A 16,956-nucleotide genomic window follows, 5' to 3' on the forward strand; every position below is an offset into this window, starting at 1 on the left:
GCCCCGCGCCGGCGGGCGTCTTTCCTGGACCCACGTTGCCGATGAAGAATTTGCCTTACTCCGCTCAATCCCCCGCTGTCTTTACCCGCCGTCTGCTGACGGGCGCGGTATTGTCGGCGCTGCTTGCGGCCTCGATGCCGGCCTGGACGCAACAAGCGCCCGCCGCTGCCCCTGCCGCCGCGGGCACCACCGCGCCGGCGCCGTCAGCCTCGGGCGCGGTGCCGGTGGGTGACGTGTCGGCGGTGCCGGCACCCACCATCGCCGCCAAGGCATGGATCGTGATCGACGTGAACAGCGGCCAGACCTTGGCCGCTTCCAACCCCGACACGAAGGTCGAGCCGGCATCGCTGACCAAGATCATGACGGCCTACGTCGTGTTCAACGCGCTGGAAGAAAAGCGCCTGACGCTGGAACAGACCGTGCCGGTGTCCGAGCACGCCTGGCGCACGGGTGGTTCGCGCATGTTCATCGAACCGCGCAAGCCCGTCACGGTCGACGAACTGAACCAAGGCATGATCGTGCAGTCCGGCAACGACGCTTCGGTGGCGTTGGCCGAAGCCGTGGGCGGCAGCGAATCGGCGTTTGCCGCGCTGATGAATCAGGAAGCCGAACGCCTTGGCATGAAGAACACGCACTTCATGAACGCCACCGGCCTGCCCGACCCGCAGCACATGACGTCCACGCGCGACCTGGCCACGCTGTCCGCGCACCTGATCACCGATCACCCGGACTTCTTCCACTATTACAAGCAAAAGAGCTACACGTACAACAAGATCACGCAGCCCAACCGCAACCGCCTGCTGTGGGCCGACCCGTCGGTGGACGGCATGAAAACCGGCCATACCGATTCGGCCGGCTACTGCCTGGTGTCGACCGCCGTGCGCGGCGACCGCCGCATCCTGGTCGTGGTAGTGGGCACGGACAGCGAAGCCACGCGTGCCGAAGAAAGCCTGAAACTCTTGAACTGGAGCTTCCAGAACTTCGACACCGTCAAGCTGTTCGACAAGAGCCAGCCCGGCATCGATGCGCGCGTCTGGGAAGGCACGGCTGAAAACGTGAAGCTGGGTCCGCCCAAGCCCGTGTCGATTGCCGTGCCGCGCGGCAAGGCCGGCGACCTGAAGCCGGTTGCCCAGCGCACCGATCCGCTGATCGCGCCGCTGGCCAAGGGCCAACAGGTGGGCACGCTGCAATTCACGCTGGACGGCAAGGTGCTGCGCACCGAACCGCTGGTCGTGCAGGACGCGGTCGAACGCGCCGGCTTCTTTGGCCGCATGGTCGACACCGTCAAGCGCTGGTTCCAATAAGCGCACCGCACCGAGCCGTGCCACGCGCGCGGCCACGGGTGTAAGCTAGCAGCGGGCGTTTCGTGCGAAACGCCCGTTTTCCATTTTCAGGCAATCCCATCGGGCTTGTCCGCGACGTTTGATCCTTCAGGAGTACCCCATGATTCCGGGCGTGCCGGGCGAAAGCCAGGTGTATCTCAACGGCGAGTTCCTGCGTGTCGACGAGGCGAAAGTCTCTGTCCTGGACCGCGGTTTTATTTTTGGCGACGGCATCTACGAAGTCGTTCCCGTGTACCAGGGCAAGGCGTTCCGCATGGCGGAGCACCTGAATCGCCTGGACCGCAGCCTGGCCGCCTTGCGCATCACGCCGCCGATGGACCGCGCGGGCTGGGTCGATCTGGTCGAACAGTTGCTGGCGCGCACCAATCTGGACACCTGCATCGTGTACGTGCAGGTGACGCGCGGCGTTGCCAAGCGCGACCACCAGTTTCCCGCTACCGCCATCGCGCCGACCGTGTTTGGGATGATTTCGGCGTGGTCCCCGCCGCCCGCCGCGCAGCGCGCGCAAGGCCTGACCGCCATCAGCATTCCCGACGAACGCTGGCTGCACTGCGAGATCAAGTCGGTGTCGCTGCTGGGCAATGTGCTGGCCAAGCAGCAGGCGGTGGATGCGAACGCCGACGAAGTCGTGCAGTTTCGCGATGGCTACCTGACCGAGGGGTCGTCCACCAACATCTGGGTGGTGTCGGGTGGCAAGCTGCTGGCGCCGCCCAAGAACAACCTGATCCTGGAAGGCATTCGCTATGGCCTGATGGGCGAGCTGGCCGAAGCGGCGGGCATCCCGTTCGAGTCGCGCCGCATCACCCAGCAAGAGGTGGAATCGGCCGACGAACTGATGCTGTCTTCCGCCACCAAGGAAGTGCTGGCCATCGTTTCGCTGGACGGCAAGCCGGTGGGTTCGGGCAAGCCCGGCCCTGTTTTTGAGCAGTTGCGAGCGGGTTATGATGCCCGCATCGCCGCGCTGTAAACCGTTGTCCCGGGCGGCTGCCGCAGCCGCCCGTCGCTCTTTCGGCCGGCCTTGCCTGTGCGCAGCTTGCCCCCATATAAGAACATTCAGGGGCAACCACCTCTCTAGGTAACTCTCATGCATATTCCGCCCGAAGAATCGCTTATCGAATATCCCAGCGACTTTCCCATCAAGGTCATGGGCAAGCAGCATCCCGAATTTGCCCAGACGCTGACTGACGTCGTGCTGCAATTCGACCCCGGCTTTGACGCCGCCACGGTCGAAATGCGTCCCAGCAAGGGCGGCAACTACATGGGCCTGACGTTCATCGTGCGCGCCACCTCGCGCGAGCAGTTGGACAACCTGTACAAGGCCTTGCACGGCCATCCGATGGTGTCCATCGTTCTGTAATCGTGCAATCGGAATCGCCGTGATCAAGTGGCTCGCGCGGCCGGCGGACTACCTGCCGGTCTGGCAGGACATGCAGGCGTACACCGCGCTGCGCGGCGCCGATACGCCTGACGAGATCTGGCTTTGCGAGCACGCGCCGGTCTATACGCTGGGCCAGGCCGGCCTGCCGCAACATGTGCTGAACCCCGGCAACATCCCCATCGTGCATTGCGATCGTGGCGGCCAGGTGACTTATCACGGGCCGGGGCAGGTCATGGCGTACGCGCTGTTCGATCTGCGTCGCGTGGATATGTACGTGAAGGAATACGTCACCCTGCTTGAGAGCGCGGTGATCGACACGCTTGCCCAGCATGGCGTGAATGGCGCCTGTCGCAAACCCGGCGCGCCGGGTGTGTATGTGCCCGATCCTGACCTGGGCCCCGACAGTGGCGAGCTTGCCAAGATTGCCGCGCTGGGCATCAAGATCCGCAACGGCCGCGCCTACCATGGTGTGTCGCTGAACGTGGACATGGATCTGGCGCCTTTCCTGGGCATCAACCCCTGCGGCTACGAAGGCCTGCGTACTGTCGACATGGCGACCTGTGGCGCGCATCGCTCGCCTACCGACGTGGGCAACGCGCTGGCGCAAAATCTGGCGGACGCCTGGCGCCGTAGAAGGAGCACGATTTGAAGACCTACACCGCCGCCGATGTCGCCGCCACCACGCCGGAACAACTGGCCCAGCTGCGCGAAGGGCCGCCGGAATCCTATGCCGCATGGATCGGCGCCGCGGCTGACATGGGGATGGTCGAAGCCCAGACCATCTACGGCCAGATGCTGCTGGACGGCGTGGGCGTGGCGCGCCAGCCCGCCGCCGCGCTGGCCTGGTTCAAGCGCGCCGCCAATGCCGACCATCCGATGGCCATCAATATGGTGGGCCGCTGCTATGAAAACGGCTGGGGCGTGCCGGCCGACGACACCGTCGCGGCGTACTGGTTCCGGCTGGCCGCCGACCGTGGCCTGGACTGGGGCATGTATAACTACGCGCACATGCTGCGCGCCGGCCGGGGCGGCGTCACGCAAAACAAGGCGGCGGCACTGGCCTTGTACCAACAAGCCGCGCAAGGCGGCCATGTGAAATCGATTGGCGTGGTGGGTCGGTTCTATGAAGCGGGCGAAGTGGTCGAGCAAAACATCGACCGCGCATTCGATTGCTATCAGCGCTGCGCCGGGGGCGGTGATTTCCGGGGCATGTTCCATCTGGGGCGCTTGCTGCTGCTGCGCGGCAAGAAGCAGGAAGCCGTTCAATGGCTGGTCCGCGTGCCTGAAACCGCCACGCCGGGGTTCTTGAAGGAAGCCAACGCCATGCTGGAAGACGCGGGCTTTCCGGCGTTGTACGAGGTCTGAAGGGTCTGGGGTTTCTGCTGGCGTGAAGGTGTTGACAGACTATCGGCTTGCCGCGTTGTTTGCAGGCCGAAAAGGTAGGGCGGTATCGCAGCGGTATAGCGCCCGGCGCCCCGCTTTTCTACGTGCTTAGCCGAGCTTCGAACGTCACTTCCAAGGTCTGATGCTGGCCGGCAGCCAGTTCGCCCTGTAGCCGGTCGAGCAACACCTGCGCTGCCCGGCGGCCCAGGTCCGCCGCGTTTACGCCCAGCGTCGTCAGGCCTTGCGCCCATTGCGCCGCACTGCCGTCATCCGTGAAACCCAGCACCGCCACATCCTGCGGCACGTGCAGGTCGCGGTTGTGCGCCTCGGACACTGCGGCCGCCGCCAGCAGATCCGACGTGCAGAACACCGCGTCAAAGATCGTGTTGGTGGCCAGCAGTCGCAAAAACGCCATCCGCCCGTCGTTCATTTGCAGCACTTCGGGCTGCACGATGTCCGCAACCCGATCCAGCCCCAGCGCCGCCGCCGCGCTGATAAACCCCTGGCGTCGCGCGCGTTCCCAAGGGTTGTCCGCGCTGATGCAGGCGACCAACGCATGCCGCTTTTCCGCCAGATGGCGCGCGGCCATGCGGCCGGCCTCTTCGTTGTCGATCACAACAGCGGTATCCAGCGGGTGCACCGAGGCGCTCCACGTTTCCACCACCGGAATTTCCATAGCGGCCAGGCCGGCGCGAAGAATGGGCTCGTCCAGCGGGCCCATGACCAGCGCCGCGGCCGGCTGCAAGGCCGCCAACTGCGGCAACGTGGCGGCGTCGTGCCACGGCCCCGCCGCCAGAAAATAGCCTTCGCCCGCCAGCCGCTCCGCACAAGCTTGAACGGCACGAGCGACAGGGCCGGTATCCAGGCGGGGGGCGATCAGCGCAACAAGGCGGGGCGGGGAAATAAGGGACATGGAGAAGGGCTTAGGGGAAATTCAGCGAAATTGCCAGGCAAGACGATAACTCAGCCTGCGACGCGCGACGCGGACAAGCAGCCGGCCGGTCCGGGGCAAAGCGGCGGTCGGGTTGGTGCGGCAGGCGGCGCTTGAGGCGTGAGGCGGCGGCGGGGGTAAAATGCCATTTTTGTCTTAAACCGGGCCGTCCTGCGCGCCGGTTGCGAAGGTGCCCAATGTCTACGCTTGCCGAGTCCGCTGTTCCCCCGAACGAATCCGCCGCCGCTCCCGCCACCACGGAAGCCGTCTACGATCCGACGCAAAAGCAGAAGTCGCAAGCCAAGACGGCGCGCATCCCCATCAAGATCGTGCCGGCCGAGCGCCTGAAAAAGCCCGAGTGGATCCGCGTGAAAGCCGCCGCGCCAGGCTCGCGCTTCTACGACATCAAGCGCATCCTGCGCGAGCACAACCTGCACACGGTCTGCGAAGAAGCGTCTTGCCCGAACATCGGCGAATGCTTCGGCAAGGGCACCGCCACGTTCATGATCATGGGCGACAAGTGCACCCGCCGCTGCCCGTTCTGTGATGTGGGCCATGGCCGCCCCGACCCGCTGGACACCAAAGAACCCGAAAACCTGGCGCGCACCATCGCCGCGTTGAAGCTGTCGTACGTCGTCATCACCTCGGTGGACCGCGACGACCTGCGCGACGGTGGCGCCGGCCACTTCGTGGACTGCATCACCCACATCCGCGAACTGTCGCCCACCACCCGCATCGAAGTGCTGGTCCCCGACTTCCGCGGCCGCCTGGACCGCGCGTTGACCATCCTGAATGCCGGCCCCCCGGATGTGATGAACCACAACCTGGAAACCGTGCCGCGTTTGTACAAGCAGGCGCGTCCGGGTTCGGACTACATGCACTCGTTGAAGCTGCTGGCCGAATTCAAGAAGTTGCATCCGGAAGTGCCCACCAAGTCAGGACTGATGCTGGGATTGGGCGAGACGGATGAAGAGATCTTGCAGGTGATGCGCGATATGCGTGAGCACAACGTGGATATGCTGACGATCGGGCAGTATCTGCAGCCGTCGGAGCATCATCTGCCGGTGCTGCGGTACGTGCACCCGGATACGTTCAAGATGTTTGAACGTGAAGCGTACGCGATGGGGTTTTCCCATGCGGCGGTGGGGGCGATGGTGCGGTCTTCGTATCATGCGGATGAACAGGCGCATGCGGCTGGGGTGAATTGATCCGTTATAAATTCAGGGTCTAAACAAGGGCGGGACGCGCTGTGTCTTGCCCTTGTTTCATTTCAGCACTTCATAAAATCATTATGAACGGCCTTGATGTGCGCAATTCGGGTGGCCTGCTACGTTAGAATCCGCACTGCCTTTTCCAGAACCGAGCCAGATAAGAGCGACTGCTAGCTTTTTGTGTCGCCATCGGTTTTGCAAACATTGAGAATTTTCCGCCGGGGACTACTAAGCGTGGATATGCAGATTTCGGTTCCTCAGATCGCCGTTGTCATTCCTAGCTATAAGGTGTGCGCGCATATTTTGGGAGTTATTGGCGGAATCGGCCCCGAGGTGGGGCGTATCTATGTCGTAGACGACTGCTGTCCTGACGCGTCAGGTACTTTTGTTGAAAAGCACTGTGAAGATCCGCGGGTGCGTGTGCTTCGTAACCCCGTGAATCGTGGGGTGGGGGGCGCCGTCTTGACGGGTTACCAAGCTGCTTTGGATGAAGGCGTGGAGATCATTGTCAAAATCGACGGTGACGGCCAGATGGATCCGGCGTTGATACCAGACTTTATTGGCCCCATTCAAGCGGGTGAGGCGGATTATGCCAAAGGCAATCGCTTCTTCGACTTGGAGAAAATTCGCGAAATGCCGAAAATTCGCTCATTTGGCAACGCCATGCTGTCGTTCATGACCAAGCTGTCATCAGGTTACTGGGATTTGTTTGATCCGACTAACGGATATACGGCGATACATAGAGATGTCGTCAAGCACCTGCCGTTCGAAAAGATCAGTAATCGGTATTTTTTCGAAACTGACATGTTGTTCCGCCTAAATACGTTGCGTGCCGTGGTTGTGGATATTCCCATGGATGCAAAGTATGGTGACGAGGTCAGCAATCTGAAAATTTCCAAAATCATTGGTGAATTCGCGCTCAAGCACTTCCGAAATTTTTGGAAGCGGGTTTTTTATAACTATTACCTACGTGATATGTCTTTGGCCTCTTTTGAGCTACCCCTGGGGTTGGTTATGCTGGTTTGGGGGTTGGGATACGGCGTGCTGAATTGGAACGCACACGCAGGCGTGTCAGCTCCCGCCGGAACGGTCATGTTGGCGGCATTGCCGGTGATTCTGGGCGTCCAATTTATTTTGGCATTCATCGGGTACGACATAGCATCCGTTCCCAAGCGGCCATTTCATCGGCGCAATAAGGCTATCGCGAGGAAAGCCAATTCAAAATTGGAGTCAGAATGACTATCCTGGTAGCCATCATCTGTGTCATTGGCATCGCGGTCGGCCAAATTCTTTTCAAACTCAGTGCCCAGTCACTGCATAAGACGGGCAGCTTCTTTGATATTGGAACACTCACCCTGCTATGTTCGGCATTTGCGCTGTATGGGCTGACGACTATTGCGTGGGTTTGGGTGCTGCAAAAGGCAGAGCTTGGGCGTGTTTATCCCTTGATGGCTATGGCATTCGTCTTGGTGCCGATTGGCAGTTATTTATTTCTGGGGGAAAGGTTCAACCCCCAGTATTTTGTTGGCGTCGCGTTGATAGCTGCCGGCATTGTTATTGCAGTGAGGTCCTGATATGCCGCTGGGAGGCAGTGCAGTAATGCTGGAATCTGAAGCCAGTCAAAACGCAAGGACCACCCAGCGTTGGCTTGTGGCCCTATTCGTGCTGATATGCATTGTGTTCGCCAAAGTCATACCCCCGATGCAGTCGCCCGATGAGTTTGACCATGTCAAGCGCGCCTATCTGCTAAGCAAGGGTGTGCTTGTGCTTGAGCCATCGGCCGGCCATGGTTCCGGCGGCCACGTCGACACGGGGCTTCTGTCGTATTTCCGCGCCTATGGCATGTTGCCGTACCAGCCCGCGCGCAAGCTCTCGCAAGAAGAGACGTATACCGCCGATGGCGTCAAATGGAGCGGAAAAACCGAATTCAGTGCTGCACCAGGGACAGGCTATTATTTGCCGCTTATTTATGTGCCCCAGGCAATCGGTTTAAGTATTGGCGAGATGGCTAATCTGACCGTTGCTGACTCGTACGACCTTGCACGCATCCTGAATATTGTGTGCAGCGCGTTGTTGCTCCTTGCGGCATTCCGGCTTTATCCCACCAATCCTTGGGTGCTGGCACTGCTCGTGCTACCGATGAGCCTGTTCCAGTTCGCTTCCGCCACAATTGATGGGCTTTCGCTGAGCCTGACGATTTTTGCGGTTTCGGCATTTTTACGGATCGCTCGGGAGCGTACGCAGACGCCCGCATGGTTGTTGTACGCATTAGCCTTGTCACTGGTCGCGCTGATTTCAAGCCGGGTTCACATGCTGCCGATGGTGGCCTTGTTGCTTGCAGCTGGTTTCTATTCCAGACGGCGGGTGGCATTCATCCTTTTCGCATTATCTCTGGCGGTTATCGGTGCGTGGCTCTACGTGGCGATGAGCACGACGCTCGACAAGCGTGTGGCTGTCGGCGCGGGTGCCGGGGAGGTCATCCGCTTTTATCTGCAACACCCGATTCAGTTTCTCAGGGTTTTGCACGCCACACTGGTCGACCGCGATTTAATAAGATTCTATTGGCATTCGTTCGTGGGTGTCTTGGGGTGGCTCGACACCTCATTTACCATTGAGGCCTATGGACTGTACGGCGTATTAATTATCGGCATCGGCGTGCTTTCCATTTCCGGGAAGAACCTGTGTACCGAGTGGCTAGCCCGGGCGTTGTTGCTAGCATGCGCAGCCAGCGCCGTGCTTTTGACATTCATCGCGCTGTTGGTGACGTGGAACAAGCATCCGGCCCATCAGATCTTGGGTGTACAGGGCCGCTATTTTGCATTGCCGATGGTGCTGATCGCCTATGCTCTGGCTGCGGGGATGGGCACATTTCAAGGTTACGCTCGGAAAGTTGCCACTGCTGGCCTGCTGCTGCTTGCCTATGTTTCCATTACATCAACATTGTCTTTGCTGCTAAATCGCTACTATCAGACGTTTAATCCGATCGAGCCCGTTACTGCGGCGGTCCGAGCAACGCCTCCGCTTGGTCCGGAGAGTCCAATCGCAATAGAGATGAGTCAGCGCCACCTCAGTGACCCACGCGAGCTGGTCGGTTTGGGAATTAATTTTGGGACCTATGCGCGATCGAACCAGGGCACTGGTGAATTGCAATTGCAGTCAGTGACCGGTCAAGTGATACGGCAATCCTTTGACCTCGGTACGTTGCAAGACAATCAATATGCCGAGATCTACTTTCAGCCAGGGCTTTACACCAAGGGGACGGTTATTTCGTTGGCAGGTGGCGGCGTCAGCGTCTGGGAGGCACAAATGTCCAACGGATATTTGAATAGCTGCCTGGTGTATATCTATGCTGACGGGAAAAAGAAACTCACGGAAGGCTGCCCGATTCCTGACTAGGGTTTTATATTGGTGCTGGAAATGCGTGACCGTTAAGCGTGCCCCGCCCGTAGGGCGGGCGGGGTTACTGCAGCAGTCAGGCGGACTCGTAAACGGACAAATCTTCCTGCGAGTCCACTTCGCCCCACGTGCCGGTGTATGGCACGGCGTGAATCGTTATACCGCCCATTTGAATCAAACGCTGCAATGCACCGGTCATGTGCATCCGATTGCGCGCGTCAGCTGGCAGCGCGCCACGCATTGCGTCCAAGGCGCTCCAGCTGTCGGGCGTAAAGCGCAATAACCCCATGTACTGCCCCTGTACCTCTTCCGTCGTACGGGGCTTTTCGCCGATCTCCAGCAGTGTGCCATCCGGAGCCAGCCGGAAGGTCTCCGCGTCGGATAGCGGGTCACTGAAGCGGGCGCCCCACAGAGAGAGCCAATTGGGATCGTAGGTGAGCGCCAACGCGCTGCCGTTATTGATCAGCGATCGGACCGCCTGGGCGTCGTAGAAAATATCTGAATAGCTAACAATGCACGGGCCGTCCAGCAACCACGGCTGGGCGCAGGCCAGGGACGAAACCATGTTCGTGTGGCTCCAATCGGGGTTGTAGAATTCGTGCAAACCGCGATCGGTCAAGGCCTCCCGTCGGTATCCGGTCACAATACCTATTTCATCTACGCCCCCCTCTCGCAATGCAGCCAGCTGTCGGTCCAGCAACGCGATGCCCTTCAGTTTGGTCAGGCATTTTGGCTGGTCCGCCGTCATGTCGCCCATGCGGCTGCCGCGTCCCGCCGCCAGGATGATGGCTCTCATTCAAATATCCTTTGCAGACGTTGTACGTCCAGCTCGTCTATCGAAGGCTCGCGTTCGGGGTGCCACATCCAGCCTTCCCAACGCATGGTGTCATGTGCAACGGCCTCCAGCACGCCATCGGGGGTATGTGCCAGGGGGCGGAAGCCTGGGGGGCAACGGTCTGGCGCCCACGCATGAAAGCTGTTCACTTCACCGCTGCGTTCCCCTGACACGACGTGCCGCGTGCACACATGGCCTTGCACTGGAACCAGCTCGGCACCCGCTTGTAGGCACATCAGTTGCATGCCTCGGCAGATACCCAGCACGGGTGCATGCTGCCGTTCAGCCCAGTCCAACAGTGCAAGCTCAGTATCGTCACGCACTGGCGAGTGTCCGATGTCGTCCCCACCGCTCAGGATCAGGCCATTCAATTCCCATTGCGTGCAGAACGTGGTCACGGCTTGAGCACCGAGATTCGGAATGGGTAGCCAGCGCGCGTCTGGAAGCGCTTGTGCCATGAAGCCGGCCCACTGCTGGGACAAGGCGTCTCGCGGCTCGATATAGCCTGCGGCTTGCACAATTCGCATGGAGATGCCGATTCTTCGGTCATTTTTCATGAAGCGCTCGCAGTATTTTCTCGGCACAGTTGAGTTCTGCCGTGCCTGCGGCGACCAAGCGCGAGTAGAGCTGATCCCCACAGCCGATAGCTGCAGGCAAGCCGAACTCCGCGCAACGGATCGCCATGTGTGAGTTGGCGCCGCCAAAACGTGTGATCAATGCGGCGGGGCGCTGCGTGAAAATCCAGTCAAAACCGGGGTCGGCATTTTCGATACAGATTATTCTTCCATCGATATCGGCATGTGCCGACATCTTGGCCGTCACCTCGACAATAGTGCCTGACGCGGCACCGGTTCCGACGAAGTTGGGAACGCTACGGTTCAGCGTGGCCACATAGATATCCTGCACGCCAGAGATAATGTGGGCTAGTTTGAACGCGTGTGACGATTCCGCGTGAAGGCGGGCATTCGCAGCCAAAAGCTGATAGTGCCGATCAAGGTAGTCCATAGGCGGCTGCGTGAGGCAGTCCTGGATGGCGTTCCAGTCCAGGTAGGCGAGGTCATCGCGCGACAGACCGACTTGCTCACCCCACGAGATCAGGAGTGATAGCGCGTCGGAAAGTACCTTCGTGAACGTGAATTTGACCGATTCACGAGCAGCGATTGCAGTGCGCGCATAATCCAACAACTGATCTGCATTCAACACATCCAATCCACTTTCCTGCAACAGCGCATTCAGGGCTTCGCGCTCTTGCTCGTCAAGGTGGAATTCGCGCACGCACACTTCTGGCAGCGTAGGGGTTTCGTTCTGGAACAAGTCGTCGCGCTCGTCATAGCGTAGCGATGTGATCTCGTAAGTGCCTGGCCGCAAGTGACCAAATCGGCTCAGGAAGTCGGCGCGCGACAATTCGCCGAGGCAGACTTGGGCGTACTCGCCAACGATATTGGCGGTGACTGTGTGGATGCTGCGTTTGAACGCTTCAAGGCGTGTGGCCGTCAACGCACCGCGCCGGACGGCCGAACGCATCAGGCTTTCAGCGATGAACGCGTGGCGTGCTGCAATGGCGAACGGCAACACACCCTGCTGACGGCATGTATTCAACAGCCGGCCAGCACTTGCGAGCGCGGTGCGTGCGGATGCCCCGCGCAGCGCCGGTGCTTCGCTCCGCGCGAGACCCCTCGCGGTTTCCAGCGCCTGGATTAACGTGGACGCAGGCCCCGGAACAATGGCCTGCCGTGTAAGAGCCTGCAAGGCCGTGCGAAACTGCTGCAGCTCAATTGCGTCCAGCACCGACGGGTAGCGGTCGGTGAAATCCTGATCGAAACAAAAGTCCAGACAGGTCGGCACGACATCAAACTCGACCTTGTCATGAAACTCCGGATTGTTCTTCAAACGGGTTAACCAAGCGTTCACCAACTTGATGCCGATGTCATCGCTGACAGCGGCAGGCAGAAATGAGTTGAAGCTCAGTCGCACGTCGATATACGGATGGCCATTGATCTGCACCATCAATTCCGCGTCATGCAGTTGGCGGTAGCCCATCGCTGCGCGCGCCTTATGCCAGGTCGAACGCGTAATCATCTCGCGGTACAGCGACGCAGATAACGGCTTGGGCGTTGTGCCGATAAGCTCGGCGGGGTTCCAGTCCGGCATTATCGCAAGCACGGTCGTATCACCTACGATGCCCGCCCGGGGCAACGAGCAATCGCGGACGAATTCCTCAACGAAAGCCAACTGCCGCTCCACGCGGCGCTCAGTCACCGGGTGCCATTGGCCGGCCATTGACATGCGTCTGACCTGGAATAGATAAAGCTGTCCGTCGCGGCTCAATCCAAACTCAATATCCAGCGCGGCGTATTGGCAGAGAGTTTCCAGCTCGCGCGCTAGTTCAAGAAAGCGTGAGACGCGGGATGAGCGCAGATACTCTGGCGCGGTATGGCGGTAGACGAAAAGCCCCTTGTTGATGGCGCTACCGCCAGTAACCGTATCCGTGCGACCGCTTTCATCATCGAAATCGATGCAGTAGTAGGGGGTGCCGTGGACCATGTCGTAGGTCATGATGACGCCGTTGACCGCGACATCACCGATCATCGGCTGCACCAGGACCTGATCGCGCGAATCGCCCGTCATGGATTGCGCTACCCGGTCAATAGCGTCTGCCACCGCATCCGGCGACGAGCCGTCCACGTCTAGCAAGCTCAGGAACGCTCCTGCCATCGAATGACGAGCGCCATCTTCGATCAATGCGCTGCTGCGCACGGCCAACGGGACGCCATCGAATTTTGATAGCACGCGCGCGACGACGGCATCCCGCTTGGTGTGCCATTCTTTCAACGAAAAGAACAGAAAGTCAGGAACGCGAGCATGCTGCAGCATTGCTTGCAGCCGCTGTAGCGTTTCCGCTTTCGTGCCGAACGCGAACAGGGTGGGCGGACTGGCGTGGGACGTTGGGCGTTCAACCATCGTTGGAGTGCTGCGAAGCGAGGGAGAGTAGGGCCAGGTGCTTAAGCACAGGATGAATGACGTAGTAGGGGCTTGTGTCGGGCGTTGCTTGCTGGCGTTCGCCAGAAAGCTCACCCGATGTGGCGTAATCGTTAAGCACCCGCGCAAGCAGGTCCGCGCGTATCGCGGCGTCGTAGACGCTGTCGACGTCAATGTTCGCAGGGGGCTTGGGGTACTCCCGACGAGCCACTACGGGCCCAGTGTCGATATGCTTGTCTAAGAGCAGGGCGGAAACGGCCGGGGGGTCGCCATTGAGCAGTGCGTAATACAACGTGGTGCTGCCCCGATAAGCAGGTAGCCACCCTGAGTGCATATGCAGGAATACTGGTCCCAACGCCAACACATGATCCGCGACAATCTGTCCGCCGTAGCCGGAGTAGATGACGACGTCCGCCTGTGCGGCGGAGGTCGCTTCCGCGACCTCCATGCTATTGATGTCGCGCGTGCCGATTTCCACGGTGGGGATGCTGGCGCGTGCGCAAGTGGCGATGATGGACTCATCCAGATTCGGCAACATCAAGCCGGGCACGTCTGGTTGGGGCTTGGCTTGTTTGGGTGACGTATTCTCCGGAGGCGCCAGCAGGATCACCTTGGCAGGCAGCAGATCCTGGGCCACCAAGGTCTGGATATAGGCCTGGGATCTGGCAGTGTGCGCGGCCAGCATTACGACCTTGTGGAGAATCATGCTGCCCTCCCGTCTAGTCGAAGGCGCAGTGTCTCCACGTGCGCCCGCTCTGCACGCACTAGCGCTTGCAGGTTCCCTATCTGCTTGCTATTCAGCGCAGGCAGGTAGGCGGTCAGCGTATCCAGGCACTTCAACAATCCGTTCAGATACTGCAGCCCACGGGTCAGGGCGTAGGCCTGATCGAGGGCTTGCGCAAAAAGCAGGTACAGGTCCAGATCGTGGTAATCCTGCGGGTTCACTGGCCGCCAATTTGCGTTGTACTCACTGTGGATGCGCTTGGTGACTTCGAATCGTTGCAAAACATGGTTCAACGTCGCAAGCGCTTGACCGCGAGCCTCCCCGTCGGTGAGCCGGGTTTGCACATTCCGCAACAGCAGTGCCGTCGCACCGTGTGGTTGTGGCTTGCAGTTGGGGGCCGTAGCATCCGAGGATGATCGCAGGGAGATGTCGCGATGTTGACGCCAGGCCACCAGGAAATCGGTGCCGTGATAAGCCGTGTACGAGTACGTATTGCGCGAGTCCAGCAGCTCGCCGGTAGCGTATTCGTAGCGCAGGGCGTTTGGAGATGTCATAGTGCGCCTGCCTGTTCCAAGGTACGGCGCGCCAGCTCGACGATGTTTGGACAATCGCCCGATGAGCAGATGGTCAGATCGGCGGTGGCAGGGCGAGGAAAGGGAATGTCGACACCAACAACGTTGCGCTGTGTCCCAACGTTTGCTGCGCGGTACAGCCCCTTGGTGTCGCGTAACGTCAACGCCTCTATGTCGGCGTCCATGAATATTTCGAAGTACCGACTGAAACGGTGGCGATTGGCCGCGCGCATGTCGGGGAACAGGGACAGGATGCAGCACACGACGTTGATGCCTTGCCGGTCCAGCATCTCGCATAGCGCGGCTATACGTTCGGCGTTGATTCGCCGGCCGGCTACGGTGTAGGCGTCATCATTGCGGTCATGGGCGAAGACTTCGCGTACTTCATCGCCGTCGAGCAGCACCGTGTTTGCCTTGGCGGCTCTCCATTGCCGCGCCATTTCGCGGCCCAGCGTCGTCTTTCCCGACCCAGATAACCCCACTAGCCAAATCACCATGTCAGATACCTGTTCGGCAGGAGCTTGTCCAAATTGAGAAGCGTCTGCGCCGCGACATGCGACGAAAAACCGTAGTGAGGCGCAAAGTACAAGCTGCGTAGCGTGCGCCGAGCATGCTGTTGCGTGCTCCAGACGCTATCGTCTGCCAGTAGCGTGGCCAGGCTGTTATCTTCCGCGTTGACGTTGATCAGTTGCTTGCGGATCGTGACGTCCGGGGAGTCATCTCCTGTCAGAGCGTCGTCGGCGGCGTCCGGCACGTTCAGCAGCACCATGCGTTTGTCGGCATAAATGCCCGCCATCGGCGGGCCGCCGTAGTCGAACAACATATAGTCCGCCAGTTGGTACAGCGGCAGATTATCTTCAGAGTCGGAGATGATCCGGGTAAAGCTCAGCTGGTTCAGCGCGGCAATTCGTTCGGGCTCTGCGATAGGAGTCAGCGGATGCACCTTCACGATGACGTTATAGCGATTCGTGAGCGCGCTGATCTCGGCATCGAAGTGCCCCAGAGACGTGAGAGCGCCTTGCGTGGGCAGCCAGACGACAGTCTGTTTGGCGGGGTCGCAGCCCTGCGACCGGGCTAAAGCCTCATGGTCGACATTGTCATTGAAATAACGGTCGAATCGCGGATAACCCATCTGCACGATGGCTGCGTTGCTCGCATGCGAAAAGTTGATCGCGTGGTAGGGGCCAAAACACAAAATGACTTCGTACAGCTGATTCCAGCTAGATAGATTCCACCGGGATTTTCCGGCAGCGTACATAAAGCGGATGTTGTTTTCGGCAAGGCGTTTGATCAACGGTTCGCCGTCATCCGACACAGGATGGTTGGAGACCAGATAGCGGTAGGCCTTGCCCTCATCAAGCAAGACCTGCGTGGTCTTGACGCCGCAATTCCAACGCGCCAGATCGGCGTCGTCTGGCAGGCCCTCATTGCCATGCAGTAGCACATCGAAGCTGCCTTCGGGCATCAGGTCCCAGATGCAGGCATAGTGATTGAGCAGCTCTTTCGAATGCACCAGGAAGGCAACGCGTTCAATAATGTTGGCGTCGGTGTGACGCGCTTCGGGCGCCCGGGGAGGCCGAGCGTGAAACAGGTTTGCATGCCGCCCGAATAACGCGCCAGTGGCTGTACCAATGCGATTGGCAAGCACGTCCAGCGCGGTGTCTTGTTGCTGGGGCAATCGTGAGACGTCTGCTTGCACCGCCGCGATCTGATCTTGGGCTAGCGCTGCGCGTTCATCAACCGCACGCAGCTGGTCCGCTAACGAGTTCAGTCGATCCGCCATGGAGCTTAGCTGATCCGGGACTTGGTTGAGCCGAGCGGCGACCGTGTTCAATTGGTCCGTGAGCTGGTTCACTTGCGCATCCAGCCGATCCAGTTTGTTCGTCGTTTGTCCGAGACCCAGGAGTTTGTCTCGAAGCATGCGTAGGGATTGCAATGCATTCATAAGGCGTCGGCGGTAAAGGATGCTTCGGCTGCGGCTGCAGCCCGCGCCGGTGCGGAAATGCACGCCAGCACTTGTCATGCCAGTCTATTTTTTGCGGAGTATAGCGTGGCCACCCGCGAAGATGCCAGCGGATAGCGTCACGAAACGTGTCGTTGACGGGCGTTTTCATAGTGGTGTAAGAAATCGCCGTGAACAGCGTGAGCACGCTGCAGAAAGGTGAAGCGAGGGCCAAGCTAGGATTGGATGGGGTGCGACGACC

Annotated in this window: 17 protein-coding genes; 9 read left to right on the forward strand and 8 right to left on the reverse strand. The window is 59.9% G+C overall.

Annotation, left to right across the window (positions count from 1 at the left end; translation table 11 throughout):
* Positions 1 to 41 precede the first annotated feature (41 nt).
* From ACNPP0_RS01385 to ACNPP0_RS01405, 5 genes are all read left to right on the forward strand, one after another.
* A complete protein-coding gene (locus ACNPP0_RS01385; protein ID WP_332609533.1) occupies positions 42 to 1,304 on the forward strand; it encodes a D-alanyl-D-alanine carboxypeptidase family protein in 1,263 nt (420 codons plus the stop codon).
* Between the two features lie 139 nt (positions 1,305 to 1,443).
* Positions 1,444 to 2,310 (forward strand): D-amino acid aminotransferase, encoded by an 867-nt coding sequence (locus ACNPP0_RS01390; RefSeq protein ID WP_448704812.1) that lies wholly within the window; start codon positions 1,444 to 1,446, stop codon positions 2,308 to 2,310.
* A 117-nt stretch (positions 2,311 to 2,427) separates the two neighbouring features.
* Entirely contained in the window at positions 2,428 to 2,700 is a 273-nt protein-coding gene (locus ACNPP0_RS01395) for a YbeD family protein (protein ID WP_006216435.1), read from the forward strand.
* 19 nt (positions 2,701 to 2,719) lie between these two features.
* On the forward strand, positions 2,720 to 3,370 hold the full coding sequence (gene lipB, locus ACNPP0_RS01400) for a lipoyl(octanoyl) transferase LipB (RefSeq protein WP_448704813.1): 651 nt from the start codon (positions 2,720 to 2,722) through the stop codon (positions 3,368 to 3,370).
* Positions 3,367 to 4,086 (forward strand): tetratricopeptide repeat protein, encoded by a 720-nt coding sequence (locus ACNPP0_RS01405; RefSeq protein ID WP_448704814.1) that lies wholly within the window; start codon positions 3,367 to 3,369, stop codon positions 4,084 to 4,086. The genes lipB and ACNPP0_RS01405 overlap by 4 nt, the downstream gene beginning before the upstream one ends.
* A 118-nt stretch (positions 4,087 to 4,204) precedes the next feature.
* Here ACNPP0_RS01405 and ACNPP0_RS01410 read toward each other — a convergent pair whose 3' ends face one another.
* Positions 4,205 to 5,017, reverse strand: a complete 813-nt coding sequence (locus ACNPP0_RS01410) for a LacI family DNA-binding transcriptional regulator (RefSeq protein WP_448704815.1) — start codon at positions 5,015 to 5,017, stop codon at positions 4,205 to 4,207.
* Positions 5,018 to 5,232: 215 nt separating this feature from the next.
* On the opposite strand from ACNPP0_RS01410, the gene lipA reads away from it, so the two are divergent.
* The 4 genes from lipA (at position 5,233) to ACNPP0_RS01430 (ending at position 9,642) form a co-directional block, all read left to right on the forward strand.
* Complete coding sequence (lipA, locus tag ACNPP0_RS01415) at positions 5,233 to 6,243, forward strand: lipoyl synthase (RefSeq protein WP_046802961.1); 1,011 nt, start codon at positions 5,233 to 5,235, stop codon at positions 6,241 to 6,243.
* A 243-nt stretch (positions 6,244 to 6,486) separates the two neighbouring features.
* Entirely contained in the window at positions 6,487 to 7,485 is a 999-nt protein-coding gene (locus ACNPP0_RS01420; protein WP_332609540.1) for a glycosyltransferase family 2 protein, read from the forward strand.
* Positions 7,482 to 7,820, forward strand: a complete 339-nt coding sequence (locus ACNPP0_RS01425) for an EamA family transporter (RefSeq protein ID WP_332609541.1) — start codon at positions 7,482 to 7,484, stop codon at positions 7,818 to 7,820. The genes ACNPP0_RS01420 and ACNPP0_RS01425 overlap by 4 nt, the downstream gene beginning before the upstream one ends.
* Positions 7,821 to 7,845: 25 nt before the next feature.
* Complete coding sequence (locus ACNPP0_RS01430) at positions 7,846 to 9,642, forward strand: DUF2142 domain-containing protein (RefSeq protein ID WP_448704816.1); 1,797 nt, start codon at positions 7,846 to 7,848, stop codon at positions 9,640 to 9,642.
* A 76-nt stretch (positions 9,643 to 9,718) separates the two neighbouring features.
* On the opposite strand, the gene ACNPP0_RS01435 is transcribed toward ACNPP0_RS01430, so the two are convergent.
* Genes ACNPP0_RS01435 through ACNPP0_RS01465 form a run of 7 tightly spaced genes read right to left on the reverse strand, consistent with a single transcriptional unit; the run spans position 9,719 to position 16,697 of the window.
* Complete coding sequence (locus ACNPP0_RS01435; protein WP_332609543.1) at positions 9,719 to 10,438, reverse strand: phosphocholine cytidylyltransferase family protein; 720 nt, start codon at positions 10,436 to 10,438, stop codon at positions 9,719 to 9,721.
* The gene (locus ACNPP0_RS01440) at positions 10,435 to 11,034 is read right to left on the reverse strand and encodes a gamma-glutamyl-gamma-aminobutyrate hydrolase family protein (RefSeq protein ID WP_104142551.1); all 600 of its coding nucleotides are present in this window, start codon (positions 11,032 to 11,034) and stop codon (positions 10,435 to 10,437) included. The genes ACNPP0_RS01435 and ACNPP0_RS01440 overlap by 4 nt, the downstream gene beginning before the upstream one ends.
* Entirely contained in the window at positions 11,024 to 13,438 is a 2,415-nt protein-coding gene (locus ACNPP0_RS01445) for a PEP/pyruvate-binding domain-containing protein (RefSeq protein ID WP_448704817.1), read from the reverse strand. Before ACNPP0_RS01445 ends, ACNPP0_RS01440 begins: the two co-directional genes overlap by 11 nt.
* Positions 13,431 to 14,162, reverse strand: coding sequence for a formyltransferase family protein (locus ACNPP0_RS01450; RefSeq protein WP_448704818.1), 732 nt, complete (start codon positions 14,160 to 14,162; stop codon positions 13,431 to 13,433). The genes ACNPP0_RS01445 and ACNPP0_RS01450 overlap by 8 nt, the downstream gene beginning before the upstream one ends.
* Positions 14,159 to 14,734 (reverse strand): hypothetical protein, encoded by a 576-nt coding sequence (locus tag ACNPP0_RS01455; protein ID WP_448704819.1) that lies wholly within the window; start codon positions 14,732 to 14,734, stop codon positions 14,159 to 14,161. The genes ACNPP0_RS01450 and ACNPP0_RS01455 overlap by 4 nt, the downstream gene beginning before the upstream one ends.
* Entirely contained in the window at positions 14,731 to 15,249 is a 519-nt protein-coding gene (locus ACNPP0_RS01460) for an adenylyl-sulfate kinase (RefSeq protein ID WP_332609547.1), read from the reverse strand. Before ACNPP0_RS01460 ends, ACNPP0_RS01455 begins: the two co-directional genes overlap by 4 nt.
* A complete protein-coding gene (locus ACNPP0_RS01465; RefSeq protein ID WP_332609548.1) occupies positions 15,243 to 16,697 on the reverse strand; it encodes a CDP-glycerol glycerophosphotransferase family protein in 1,455 nt (484 codons plus the stop codon). Before ACNPP0_RS01465 ends, ACNPP0_RS01460 begins: the two co-directional genes overlap by 7 nt.
* Positions 16,698 to 16,956: the final 259 nt, after the last annotated feature.

This window comes from Achromobacter semiaridum, assembly GCF_053543755.1.

Excerpts from the sequence above, each read along its gene's own strand:
- ACNPP0_RS01385 (WP_332609533.1), top strand. The coding sequence starts at position 42 with ATGAAGAATTTGCCTTACTCCGCTCAATCCCCCGCTGTCTTTACCCGC.
- ACNPP0_RS01390 (WP_448704812.1), top strand. The coding sequence starts at position 1,444 with ATGATTCCGGGCGTGCCGGGCGAAAGCCAGGTGTATCTCAACGGCGAG.
- ACNPP0_RS01395 (WP_006216435.1), top strand. The coding sequence starts at position 2,428 with ATGCATATTCCGCCCGAAGAATCGCTTATCGAATATCCCAGCGACTTT.
- ACNPP0_RS01410 (WP_448704815.1), bottom strand. The coding sequence starts at position 5,017 with ATGTCCCTTATTTCCCCGCCCCGCCTTGTTGCGCTGATCGCCCCCCGC.
- lipA (WP_046802961.1), top strand. The coding sequence starts at position 5,233 with ATGTCTACGCTTGCCGAGTCCGCTGTTCCCCCGAACGAATCCGCCGCC.
- ACNPP0_RS01420 (WP_332609540.1), top strand. The coding sequence starts at position 6,487 with ATGCAGATTTCGGTTCCTCAGATCGCCGTTGTCATTCCTAGCTATAAG.
- ACNPP0_RS01425 (WP_332609541.1), top strand. The coding sequence starts at position 7,482 with ATGACTATCCTGGTAGCCATCATCTGTGTCATTGGCATCGCGGTCGGC.
- ACNPP0_RS01430 (WP_448704816.1), top strand. The coding sequence starts at position 7,846 with ATGCTGGAATCTGAAGCCAGTCAAAACGCAAGGACCACCCAGCGTTGG.
- ACNPP0_RS01435 (WP_332609543.1), bottom strand. The coding sequence starts at position 10,438 with ATGAGAGCCATCATCCTGGCGGCGGGACGCGGCAGCCGCATGGGCGAC.
- ACNPP0_RS01440 (WP_104142551.1), bottom strand. The coding sequence starts at position 11,034 with ATGAAAAATGACCGAAGAATCGGCATCTCCATGCGAATTGTGCAAGCC.
- ACNPP0_RS01445 (WP_448704817.1), bottom strand. The coding sequence starts at position 13,438 with ATGGTTGAACGCCCAACGTCCCACGCCAGTCCGCCCACCCTGTTCGCG.
- ACNPP0_RS01450 (WP_448704818.1), bottom strand. The coding sequence starts at position 14,162 with ATGATTCTCCACAAGGTCGTAATGCTGGCCGCGCACACTGCCAGATCC.
- ACNPP0_RS01455 (WP_448704819.1), bottom strand. The coding sequence starts at position 14,734 with ATGACATCTCCAAACGCCCTGCGCTACGAATACGCTACCGGCGAGCTG.
- ACNPP0_RS01460 (WP_332609547.1), bottom strand. The coding sequence starts at position 15,249 with ATGGTGATTTGGCTAGTGGGGTTATCTGGGTCGGGAAAGACGACGCTG.
- ACNPP0_RS01465 (WP_332609548.1), bottom strand. The coding sequence starts at position 16,697 with ATGAATGCATTGCAATCCCTACGCATGCTTCGAGACAAACTCCTGGGT.